The following is a 6,907-nucleotide window of genomic DNA, read 5'->3' on the forward strand; positions in this document are numbered from 1 at the left end:
TGCTGCAGGAGGGCTTCCCCGGGCTCGGCGGCGACAGCGACACCGTCGTCTGGCACACCACCTCGGGCACCGTCCGCGCCGCCGACGTCGAGCAGACGATGTCCGGCGCCCTGGACCGGATCGCCGCCCTGCCCGCCGTGGCCTCCGTGACCAGCCCCTACAAGGGCGGCCAGGGTCCCGGCCGGATCAGCCGGGACGGGCACACCGCGTACGCGACCGTCACCTTCGACCGCCCCGCCCAGGACGTCACCAAACCGCAGGCCGAGGCCGTGGTCCACGCGGCCAGGGCCGCCGAGGCCGACGGGCTCCAGGTGGAACTCGGCGGCAGCGCGATCAGCCTCACCCAGTCCTCCGGCGGGCATGTCGCCGAGATCGTCGGCGTGGCCGTGGCCGCCGCGGTGCTGCTGGTGGCGTTCGGCTCGCTCGCCGCCGCCCTGCTGCCCATCGCCACCGCGCTGGTCAGCGTCGGCACCGCCTACTCCGCCATCGAACTGCTCGGCCACGCCATGACGGTGGCCGACTTCGCGCCCATGCTCGGCATGCTGATCGGGCTCGGCGTCGGCATCGACTACGCGCTGTTCATCGTCACCCGGCACCGGCGCGGCCTCAAACGCGGACTGGGCACCGCCGAGGCCGCCACGAGCGCCACCGCCACCACCGGCCGGGCCGTCGTCTTCGCGGGTGCCACCGTTTGCATCGCGCTGCTCGGCATGCTCATCCTGCGGCTCGGCTTCCTCAACGGGGTGGCGATCGCCGCCTCGTTGACGGTCGTCCTCGCCGTGGCCGCCTCAGTGACGCTGCTGCCCGCGCTGCTGTCCTTCATCGGCCCGCGCGCCCTGAGCCGCCGCGAGCGGCGCCGACTGGTGGAGCACGGCCCCGAACCCGAGCTGCCCACCGGGTTCGCCGCCCGCTGGTCGGCCTTCGTCGAGCGCCACCCCAAACTGCTCGGCGCCCTCGCCCTGGGCGTCGTCACCCTGCTCGCGCTGCCCACGCTCTCCCTCCACCTCGGCACCTCCGACCAGGGCAACGACCCGGGTTCGACGACCACCCGGCGGGCGTACGACCTCGTCGCCGAGGGATTCGGACCGGGCGTCAACGGGCCGCTCACCCTGGTGACCCGCGTCGACGGCGCCGAGGACCGGCTCGCCCTGGACAACCTCGACACCACCCTGCGCGGCACCGAGGGCGTCGCCGCCGTCACCCCGGTCACCTACGACACCGGCGGCACCACCGCCTACCTGAGCGTCGTCCCCGACTCCGCGCCCCAGTCGCAGCGCACCAGCGACCTCGTCGACCGGCTGCGCGCCGAGGTGCTGCCGCGCGCCGAGACCGGTACCGGGCTCGACGTGCACGTCGGCGGGATCACCGCCGGGTACGACGACTTCGCCGGCGTCATCGTCGGCAGACTGCCGCTGTTCGTCGGCGTGGTCGTGAGCCTCGGCTGCCTGCTGCTCCTGCTCGCCTTCCGGTCCATCGGCATCCCGCTCAAGGCGGCCGCCATGAACATAGCCGCCGTGGCCGCCGCGTTCGGGGTCGTCGTCGTGATCTTCCAGTGGGGCTGGGGCAGCGAGTTCCTCGGCCTCGGCCGGGCCGGACCCGTGGAGCCGTTCCTGCCCGTGATCATGGTGTCGGTGCTCTTCGGGCTCTCCATGGACTACCAGGTCTTCCTGGTCAGCCGGATGTACGAGGAGTGGCTGGAGACCGGCGACAACCGGCGGGCCGTGCGCGTGGGCCTCGCCGAGACCAGCCGGGTGATCAACTCGGCCGCGGTCATCATGATCTCCGTCTTCCTCGCCTTCGTGCTCAGCGGCGACCGGGTGATCGCGATGTTCGGCATCGCGCTGGCCGCCGCCGTCGCCCTGGACGCCTTCGTCCTGCGCACCCTGCTGGTGCCCGCCCTGATGCACCTGCTCGGCAACGCCAACTGGTGGCTGCCGCGCCGCCTGGACCGCGTACTGCCCCGGATCAGCATCGAACCGCCCGAGTGCCGCGCCGCCCATGAGAGGCTCACGCAGGAGGTCACGGCGGCCGTGGCGGAACTGGCGAAGGAGACGCAGGCGGATGTACGCGATATCCCTGGGTGACGACGGAGCCGAACTGCGGCCCCTGGAGCCCTGGCACGCCGAGGAGTTCCTCGCGCACCTGAACCGGGGGCGCGAGTTCATCACGCGGCACATCCCGTTCGGCGCGAACGTGACGGACACCGAGTCCGCGCGCGCCGTCCTGCGGTCCTACGCCGACAAGCGCGCCGCCGACAGCGGCTTCCTGCACGGGTTGTGGCTGGAGGGGAAGCTGGTCGGCGGGCTGCTCTTCCGGGTCTTCGACGCGGCGGCCGGGATGTGCGAGGCCGGGTGCTGGCTGGAGCCGGCCGGAACCGGCCGGGGGCTGGTCACGCGCGGGGCGCGGGTGCTGATCGACTGGGCCGTCGAGGAGCGCGGCATGCACCGCGTGGAGTGGCACGTGTCGTCGGCCAACGAGGCGAGCATCGCCGTGGCCCGGCGCCTCGGCATGAGCCGCGAGGGAGTGCTCCGCGAGAGCTACCCCTACCGGGGCGTTCGCCAGGACACCGAGATCTGGGCGGTGCTCGCCCCCGAGTGGCGTGCCACGCGCGCGCGTGCCGCACGCGGCGGTCACTAGGCGATCATTAAGGGACCTCTCAGACAGCGTCCGTACGGTGCTCGGCATGGGAACCAGGACTGCGGACGAGACGGAAGCAACGACGAGCGGGGCCGAGGCCCCTGAGGCCACTGAGGCCACCGAGGCGAACGGGACCGTGACGGAGGCCGACGAGGCCGCCGGTGCGAAGGACGACCAGGAGACGGCGGCGGCCGTGACCGGGGAGGGCGCGGAGCCGGACGAGCCCGGTGGTGAGGAGGGCCCCTCCGGGGTCGGGCAGGGCGCCGGAGCCCTCGTCTCCGCCGCGCTCGGCCTGGTCTCGCTGAGCGGCAGCTGGATCGGCACGGTGGCCGGGGCCCGCGAACAGCTCGTGGGCCAGTTGCGGACCTCCACCTCGGCGAGCGTGGCCACGCAGATCAAGGAGGTCTACGGCGACGCCTGGCACACCACCGCGCTGTGGGGCGGGCTGTTCGCGCTGGCCGCGCTCGTCGTCGGCGTGGTCGTGCTGGCCCGGCCCGCGTTCGGGGCGCCCGGCCGCGCGCAGGCGCCGTGGATCAGGTCGGCCGCCTGGGCCGGTGTCGTCCTCGGGATCGTCGGCCTGCTGCTGGCCGTCCTGAAGTACACCGACGCCCTGCTCGGACTTCCGTCCGCCTGACCGGCGGGAACACCCGGACGAACCCCGGCCCGGCGAGGGGTCCCGGGGCCGCCGTAAGTACCTTACGGCGGCCCCGGGACCCCTCCCGCGCGTCTAAGGCCCCCGGCACCCCCGAAGATGCGGAACTCTCCCGATGCGGGCCGGCCCCCTCGGAGACGAAGGTGGTCCATGGCATCGCAGGACGCGATGCGGACGATCACCTCTCACCGAACGAGGAGTACGCCATGTTCGCCTACGAGATCCACCAGATGCGCTCCGCCGAACTGCGCCGGCAGGCCGACCAGGAGCGCCTGGCCCGCGAGGCCCTGCGCGGCCGCCGCGCCGGCCGCCGCAGTGCCGGCCGCGAAGCCCCCGTGGCCGAGTCCCATAGCCAGGGGTCCCGGCGGCACCGGTTCACCCGGGCCGCATGACCCCGCAGGGGCGGACGCCCGGACCCACGGGGGTGGACCGGGCCGCCCGCGCGGGCGTCGTGCGCCTGCCGGTGGCCGCGCCCCGGAAAACCGGTGCCGCGGTGTCAGAGGCACGTGCGATGCTCGGGGCTGTGGAGACCAGGTCCGTCAGTCCGGTGTTCGTCGGCCGCGCCGACGAGTTGAACACGCTGAACGACGCGCTCGCCCGCGCCGCCGGGGGAGAGCCGCAGGCGTTGCTGATCGGTGGTGAGGCGGGCGTCGGCAAGACCCGCCTGATCGAGGAGTTCGCCTGCGCCGCCGCCCGCCGCGGCGCGGTCGTGGCGCTCGGCGGCTGTGTGGAGATCGGCGCGGACGGACTGCCGTTCGCCCCCTTCTCCACCGCCCTGCGCGCCCTGGTCCGCGAGCTGCCCGGCGAACTCGCCGCCGCGGCCGCCGGCCAGGAGGAGGAACTGGCCCGCCTGCTGCCCGAACTGGGCGAGCCCGCCGCAGCGCGCGGCCGCGGCCGGCACGACGAGGAGGGCATGGCCCGCCTCTTCGAGCTCACCGCGCGCCTGCTCGAACACGTCGCCGCCGAGCGCACCGTGATCGTGGCCCTGGAGGACCTGCACTGGGCCGACGCCTCCACCCGGCACCTGCTCGCCTACCTCTTCCGCACCCTGCGCACCGGCCGCCTCGTCGTCCTGGCCACCTACCGCTCCGACGACATCCACCGCCGCCACCCGCTGCGCCCCCTGCTCGCCGAGCTCGACCGGCTGCGCACGGTCCGCCGCATCGAACTCGCCCGCTTCACCCGTCACGAGGTGGGCCGCCAGATCGCCGGCATCCTCGCCGCCGAACCCGACCCCGCCCAGGTCGACGACATCTTCGAGCGCTCCGACGGCAACGCCTTCTTCGTCGAGGAACTCGCCGTCTGCGCCACCGAGGGCTGCGCCTGCATCAGCGACTCCCTGCGCGACCTGCTCCTCGTCCGCGTCGAGGCGCTGCCCGAGGCCGCCCAGCGGGTCGTGCGGATCGCCGCCGAGGGCGGCTCCACCGTCGAGTACGAACTGCTCGCCGCCGTCGCCCGGCTCGCCGAGGACGACCTCATCGAGGCGCTGCGCGCCGCCGTCAACGCCAACATCCTCGTCGCCGCGCCCACCGGCGACGGCTACCGCTTCCGGCACGCCCTGGTGCGCGAGGCCGTAGGCGACGACCTGCTGCCCGGCGAGCGCTCCCGCCTCAACCGGCGCTACGCCGAGGCCCTGGAGGCCGACCCGGCCCTCGTCCCCGCCGCCGACCGCGTCCTGCGCCTGGCCAGCTACTGGTACCACGCGCACGACGCCGCCAAGGCCCTGCCCGCCGTCCTGGAAGCCTCCGTCACCGCCCGCTCCCGCCACGCCTACAGCGAGCAACTCAGGCTCCTGGAACGCGCGATGGAGCTGTGGGATTCCGCCCCCGAGGACGTGAGGGCCCGGCTGCGGCCCGTCGACTACACCGAGGTCTACCCTCCCTGCGGCTGCGACCCGGCGACCACACCCCTGCGCTACCTCGACCTGATGGCGGAGGCCGCCGTCGCCGGCCGCCTGTGCGGGGAGCGCGAACGCGCCCTGAAGATCACCAAGCGCGCCCTGCGCCTGCTGGACGAGGAGCACGACCCGCTGCGCGCCGCCTGGTTCTGGGTCCAGCGCTCCCGGCTCGTCCAGCTGAAGTCCCACGGCGACGGCTGGGAGGAACTGGCCACCGCGCAGGAACTCGTGCGCGGCCTCCCGCCGTCCGAGGTCCACGCGGAGGTGCTGGCCAACGTCGCCAACTGGTCCATGGTCCACGTGCCGGGACCCGACGCCCTCTCCGCCGCCGAGCGGGCCGTGGAGTACGCGCGCATGGTCGGCGCCCGCGAGATCGAGATGACCGCCCGCCTCACCCTGGGCGGCCTCATGGTCGACGCCGGGGACGTCGAGGCCGGACTCGCCGAGATGCACGAGGTGAACCGGCGCACCGTGGAGGACGGCATCTCCGCCGTGGCGGGCCGCTCCTACGTCAACCTGCCGTCCGAACTGGAGGCCGTCGGACGCTCCCGTGACGCAGTGCCGCTGCTGGAGCGCGGGCTCGCCTACACGCAGAGCCACGGCCTGCTGGACCACGAGGCCTGGATCTGGGGCAACCTCGCCGAGTCGCTCTACAGCCTGGGCCGCTGGGACGAGGCGGCCGAGGCGGCGACCCGGTCCGCCCGCGTCGGCCAGAGCGCCAAACCCAACGCGTTCTACGCCAAGAACCGCGCCGAACTGGCCCTCGCGCGCGGCGACCGGCCCGAGGCCGCGCGCCAACTGGCCGTGGCCCGGGAGAGCTTCGGCAAGTACGACCACGCCCCGCAGCACGCCCTGCCCCTGTCCCGCATAGCGATCGCGGTCGCCGCGGGCGAGGGCCGCCTGCCGGACGCCCGCGCCGAACTCGAAGAGGTCCTGGACGCCGGCTTCCCGCCGGGCACCCAGCGCTACGGCTGGCCGCTGCTGCTGACCGCCGCCGCCGTGGAGACCCGTGCGGCCGGACTCCCCACCGCCGACCCGGGCCGTGCCGAAACCCTGGAGCGCATCCGGCTGGCCGCCAAGTCGCTGGCCACCCACGCCCCCGTCTGGCAGGCCTACGAACGCTGGGTGCGCGCCGAACTGCTGCGCGCGGAGGGCCGCGCGACCGTGGGGGACTGGACCGAGCTCGTCACGGCCTTCGAGGCGCTGGAACGCCCCTACGACCTCGCCCGCGTCCGCCACCGGCTGGCCGAGGCCCTGCTGGCCACCGGCGAGGAGGACGGGCGGCAGAGCGCCGCGGAACTGCTCCGGCTGGCCCACGCCGTCGCCGAGCACCTGCGCGCCCGCCCCCTCGCCGACGCCGTCGCCCTGCTGGCCCAGCGCGCCCGCCTCGGCGTGGGCCCCGCAGCGCGCCGGCCGGACGAGCCCGCCGACCCGGTGGAGTCGCTCGGCCTCACCAGCCGCGAGCGCGACGTCCTGCGCCTGGTCTCGGTCGGCCGCACCAACCGCCAGATAGCCGAGGAGCTCTTCATCTCCCCGAAGACGGCGAGCGTCCACGTCTCCAACATCCTCGCCAAACTCGGCGTCTCGGGCAGAGGAGAAGCGGCCGCACTGGCCCACCGGCTGGGACTGTTCGAGCAGGAGAGGCTCACTGCCCGGTCGGCCGGCTAGACCCGTACGGTGGAGGAGTCCGGCAGGGGAGGGGCCTTGTTCAACGTCTTCGA

5 protein-coding genes are annotated in these 6,907 nt (G+C 74.2%); all 5 read left to right on the forward strand.

Features of this window, described 5'->3' with window-relative positions; translation table 11 throughout:
• A partial coding sequence (locus IE249_RS29115; protein WP_229859488.1) for an MMPL family transporter occupies positions 1 to 2,084 on the forward strand: 2,084 nt, incomplete at its 5' end.
• Positions 2,062 to 2,637 carry a GNAT family N-acetyltransferase gene (locus tag IE249_RS29120; protein ID WP_189709503.1) on the forward strand — a complete coding sequence of 192 codons (576 nt, stop codon included), beginning with the start codon at positions 2,062 to 2,064 and terminating at the stop codon, positions 2,635 to 2,637. The genes IE249_RS29115 and IE249_RS29120, both read left to right, overlap by 23 nt.
• A gap of 46 nt (positions 2,638 to 2,683) precedes the next feature.
• Positions 2,684 to 3,271, forward strand: a complete 588-nt coding sequence (locus IE249_RS29125) for a hypothetical protein (RefSeq protein WP_189709505.1) — start codon at positions 2,684 to 2,686, stop codon at positions 3,269 to 3,271.
• A gap of 224 nt (positions 3,272 to 3,495) precedes the next feature.
• Complete coding sequence (locus tag IE249_RS29130; protein WP_189709507.1) at positions 3,496 to 3,681, forward strand: hypothetical protein; 186 nt, start codon at positions 3,496 to 3,498, stop codon at positions 3,679 to 3,681.
• 119 nt (positions 3,682 to 3,800) lie between these two features.
• The gene (locus IE249_RS29135; RefSeq protein ID WP_189709554.1) at positions 3,801 to 6,854 is read left to right on the forward strand and encodes a helix-turn-helix transcriptional regulator; all 3,054 of its coding nucleotides are present in this window, start codon (positions 3,801 to 3,803) and stop codon (positions 6,852 to 6,854) included.
• The last annotated feature ends 53 nt before the right edge of the window (positions 6,855 to 6,907 follow it).

It is taken from the genome of Streptomyces anandii JCM 4720 (assembly GCF_014650655.1).
Lineage (GTDB): Bacteria > Actinomycetota > Actinomycetes > Streptomycetales > Streptomycetaceae > Streptomyces > Streptomyces anandii.

Bases quoted from the DNA above. Each gene is read 5' to 3' on its own strand.
- IE249_RS29120 (WP_189709503.1), top strand. From the start codon at position 2,062: ATGTACGCGATATCCCTGGGTGACGACGGAGCCGAACTGCGGCCCCTG.
- IE249_RS29125 (WP_189709505.1), top strand. From the start codon at position 2,684: ATGGGAACCAGGACTGCGGACGAGACGGAAGCAACGACGAGCGGGGCC.
- IE249_RS29130 (WP_189709507.1), top strand. From the start codon at position 3,496: ATGTTCGCCTACGAGATCCACCAGATGCGCTCCGCCGAACTGCGCCGG.
- IE249_RS29135 (WP_189709554.1), top strand. From the start codon at position 3,801: ATGCTCGGGGCTGTGGAGACCAGGTCCGTCAGTCCGGTGTTCGTCGGC.